Origin of the sequence: Streptomyces sp. XM83C (assembly GCF_023072675.1) — a bacterium.
Taxonomy (GTDB): Bacteria; Actinomycetota; Actinomycetes; order Streptomycetales; family Streptomycetaceae; genus Streptomyces; species Streptomyces thermocoprophilus.
The window spans coordinates 1-4,114 of the sequence record NZ_JALLGL010000420.1 but is presented as its reverse complement, the minus strand read 5'-3'; the positions used below and the strand labels follow the sequence as shown (position 1 = coordinate 4,114).

Sequence of the window (4,114 nt, the reverse complement as noted above, 5' to 3'; positions counted from 1 at the left end):
GTGCGGAGCTGCGGGAGCCCACGGGGGTGCGGCGCCCGCGGAGGCCGCGGGCGCGGGTCGGGGTGTGCGCGGGCTGCGGGCTTGGGTGCGGGTCGGGGTGTGCGCGGGCTGCGGATCGGCCGGCGGGTCGGTGTGCGGGCGCGGGGAGCCTGCCGGCTCGGCGTGTGAGAACACGGGGGTGCGGTTACTCGTCCGCATGGTGAAATCGCGCCCCCTGCGGGAGCGTGATTCTCGCCACCCCTGATCGGGGTTGCGCTCAGATGAGCGGTTTTCGGCCGACTGCACTTCTGAAAGGGGTGGCACTCAGTGCCACTCGATGATCGTTCATCGGGCGAACTCAGGCGTGCCAAAAGCTGCTCAAATGAGCGATCTTCCTGCTCTTCCCAGGGGTGTTCGTTCAAGAGGTGAACACAGAATGCGCCAAGGGATTGCTTCGCCTTGACTTTCGATCCCCTGGCAGACGCCCGGTTACAGGCTTATGACGCGCAAGTGGACGTACCCAGGAGCCTTCGATCTGGGTATGTTCCTCCGCGTCAGGGCAGCCACCGCGTCCTCGAGGAGTCGAGACCCGTGTCGGAAAACAAAGATCACCAGGGACCCGCGTCGGGCAACAGCGTTGAGGGCGTGAAGTTCGTTTACGACTTCACCGAGGGCAACAAGGACCTCAAGGACCTCCTCGGCGGAAAAGGTGCGAACCTCGCCGAGATGACCAACCTGGGTCTTCCCGTCCCGCCCGGCTTCACCATCACCACCGAGGCCTGCAAGGTCTACCTGGAGAGCGGCGAGGCGCCCGCGGCACTGCGTGACGAGGTGAGTGCGCACCTCGAGGCGCTGGAGCAGCGCATGGGCAAGAAGCTCGGCCAGGCCGACGACCCGCTGCTGGTCTCCGTACGCTCCGGTGCGAAGTTCTCCATGCCGGGCATGATGGACACCGTCCTCAACATCGGCCTCTCCGACAAGTCCGTGAAGGGCCTCGCCCAGCAGGCCGGCGACGAGCGGTTCGCCTGGGACTCCTATCGGCGCCTCATCCAGATGTTCGGCAAGACCGTCCTCGGCGTCGACGGCGACCTCTTCGAGGACGCCCTCGACAAGGCCAAGGAGGCCAAGAAGGTCACGGTCGACACCGACCTGGAGGCCGCCGACCTCAAAAAGCTGGTCACCACCTTCAAGAAGATCGTGAAGAAGGAGACCGGCCGCGACTTCCCGCAGGACCCGCGCGAGCAGATGGACCTCGCCATCCGCGCGGTCTTCGACTCCTGGAACGGCGACCGCGCCAAGCTCTACCGCCGCCAGGAGCGCATCCCGCACGACCTCGGCACCGCCGTCAACGTCTGCTCCATGGTCTTCGGCAACCTGGGCCCCGACTCCGGCACCGGCGTCGCCTTCACCCGCGACCCCGCCTCCGGCCACCAGGGCGTCTACGGCGACTACCTGCAGAACGCCCAGGGCGAGGACGTCGTCGCCGGCATCCGCAACACCGTGCCGCTCGCCGAGCTGGAGAAGATCGACAAGAAGTCGTACGACGAACTGATGTCGATCATGGAGACCCTGGAGAACCACTACAAGGATCTCTGCGACATCGAGTTCACCATCGAGCGCGGCAAGCTGTGGATGCTCCAGACCCGCGTCGGCAAGCGCACCGCGGCCGCCGCCTTCCGGATCGCGACCCAGCTCGTCGACCAGGGCCTGATCGACGAGTCCGAGGCCCTCCAGCGGGTCACCGGCGCCCAGCTCGCCCAGCTGATGTTCCCCCGCTTCGACGAGAACGCCAAGGTCGAGCAGGTCGCCCGAGGCATCGCCGCCTCGCCGGGCGCCGCCGTCGGCAAGGCCGTCTTCGACTCGTACACCGCCGTCAAGTGGTCCCGCTCCGGTGAGAAGGTCATCCTCGTCCGCCGCGAGACCAACCCCGACGACCTCGACGGCATGATCGCGGCCGAGGGCATCCTCACCTCCCGCGGCGGCAAGACCTCCCACGCGGCCGTCGTCGCGCGCGGCATGGGCAAGACCTGTGTCTGCGGCGCCGAGGAGCTGGAGGTCGACACCAAGCGCCGGCGGATGACCGTGCCCGGCGGCCACATCGTGGAGGAGGGCGACCTCATCTCCATCGACGGCTCCAACGGCAAGGTGTACCTCGGTGAGGTACCCGTCGTACCGTCCCCGGTCGTCGAGTACTTCGAGGGCCGGATGCACCCCGGTGCCGACGACGCCGACGAACTCGTCGAGGCCGTGCACCGCATGATGGCCTTCGCCGACCGCAAGCGCCGCCTGCGGGTGCGCGCCAACGCCGACAACGCCGAGGACGCGCTGCGCGCCCGCCGCTTCGGCGCCCAGGGCATCGGCCTGTGCCGCACCGAGCACATGTTCCTCGGCGACCGGCGCGAACTGGTCGAGCGGCTCATCCTCGCCGACACGGAGGAGGAGCGCGAGGAGTCCCTGAAGGCCCTTCTGCCGCTGCAGAAGAAGGACTTCGTCGAGCTGTTCGAGGCGATGGACGGCCTGCCCGTCACCATCCGCCTCCTCGACCCGCCGCTGCACGAGTTCCTGCCCGACATCACCGAACTGTCGGTCCGCGTCGCCCTCGCCGAGTCCCGGCAGGAGCCGCACGAGAACGACCTGCGCCTGCTGCAGGCCGTGCACCGCCTGCACGAGCAGAACCCGATGCTCGGCCTGCGCGGTGTCCGCCTCGGCCTGGTCATCCCCGGCCTGTTCACCATGCAGGTCCGCGCGATCGCCGAGGCCGCCGCCGAGCGCAAGAACGCCAAGGGCGACCCGCGCGCCGAGATCATGATCCCGCTCGTCGGCACCGTCCAGGAACTGGAGATCGTCCGCGAGGAAGCCGACAAGGTCATCGCCGAGGTCGAGGCCGCCACCGGCACGCAGCTCAAGCTCGCCATCGGCACGATGATCGAGCTGCCGCGCGCCGCGCTCACCGCCGGCCAGATCGCCGAGGCCGCCGAATTCTTCTCCTTCGGCACGAACGACCTCACCCAGACGGTATGGGGATTCAGCCGCGACGACGTCGAGGCGTCCTTCTTCACCGCGTACCTCGAAAAGGGAATCTTCGGGGTCTCCCCCTTCGAGACCATCGACAAGGACGGCGTCGGCTCTCTCGTGAAATCCGCGGCGGAAGCCGGCCGCCGCACCCGCCCCGACCTGAAACTCGGCGTCTGCGGCGAACACGGCGGTGACCCGGAATCCGTCCACTTCTTCCACGAGGTCGGACTGGACTACGTCTCCTGCTCCCCGTTCCGCATCCCCGTCGCCCGCCTGGAAGCAGGCCGCGCGGCGACCCAGGCGGAGGGCAGCGACCACCGCTGAATTCCCGGCCCGTGATTCCTTTCCGGGCCCGCAAAACCCCGGGGCCGCTGTCTGTCACCCGACCCTCAAACCGATCGACAGCGGCCCCGGAACACGAAAAAGGGCGGCACCCGTGTGCGGGGGTGCCGCCCTTTCCGTGTTCCGCCACCGCTTCAGTTTTGCCGTCCAGAGCAAGGACAGCCGCGAAACCTGATGGCATCCGCCCGCACTGACAGCGGCTAACACAATGAGCGGAGTTGTCGATGCGTGATGAGGCAGCAGGCGAGTTTGAGGAACGCTTCATGGATGTCGGCCCGCCGTTCCCAGCGGATGCGCAGGCGTCGGAAGCCGTGGAGCAAGGCGATGGTCCACTCGATCCCCCACCGGTAGGTGCCCAGTCCTGTGCCGTGCCGGGTGCCGCGGCGGGCGATCGCCGGGACGATGCCCCGCTCGTGGACCTGGTTGCTGTAGCTGTCGTGGTCGTAGCCGTGGTCGGCGAACAGCGAGTCCGGCTTGCGGCGGGGGCGGCCGACCCGGCCACGGACTGGTGGGATCACGTCCCGATACGGCAGCAACTGGGCGACGTCATTGCGGTTGCCACCGGTCACCAGGACCGCGAGCGGGGTGCCGTGCCCGTCGGTGATCAGGTGATGCTTCGAGCCCGCCCGGCCCCGGTCGACCGGCGAGGCTTTTAGAGGTCGTCTCATTTGGAATGCTGGGTAGTCTGCACCGTGTGGTGATGGTCGAGCGCATGGTGCCGGACGAGTTGTGGGAGCTGTTCCAGCGGGTGGTCCCACCTGCTCCATCACGGCCGCAG

At 68.0% G+C, this 4,114-nt stretch carries 1 protein-coding gene and 1 pseudogene; one reads left to right on the top strand and one right to left on the bottom strand.

What is annotated here, in order from left to right:
• The first annotated feature begins 570 nt into the window (after positions 1–570).
• Positions 571–3,318: a pyruvate, phosphate dikinase gene (ppdK, locus tag MTQ10_RS28450; protein WP_374117716.1), complete on the top strand. Its 2,748-nt coding sequence runs from the start codon at positions 571–573 to the stop codon at positions 3,316–3,318.
• A gap of 218 nt (positions 3,319–3,536) precedes the next feature.
• On the opposite strand, the pseudogene MTQ10_RS28445 reads toward ppdK, so the two are convergent.
• Positions 3,537–3,983, bottom strand: a pseudogene (locus MTQ10_RS28445) (IS5 family transposase); the annotation flags it as partial.
• Between the last annotated feature and the right edge of the window lie 131 nt (positions 3,984–4,114).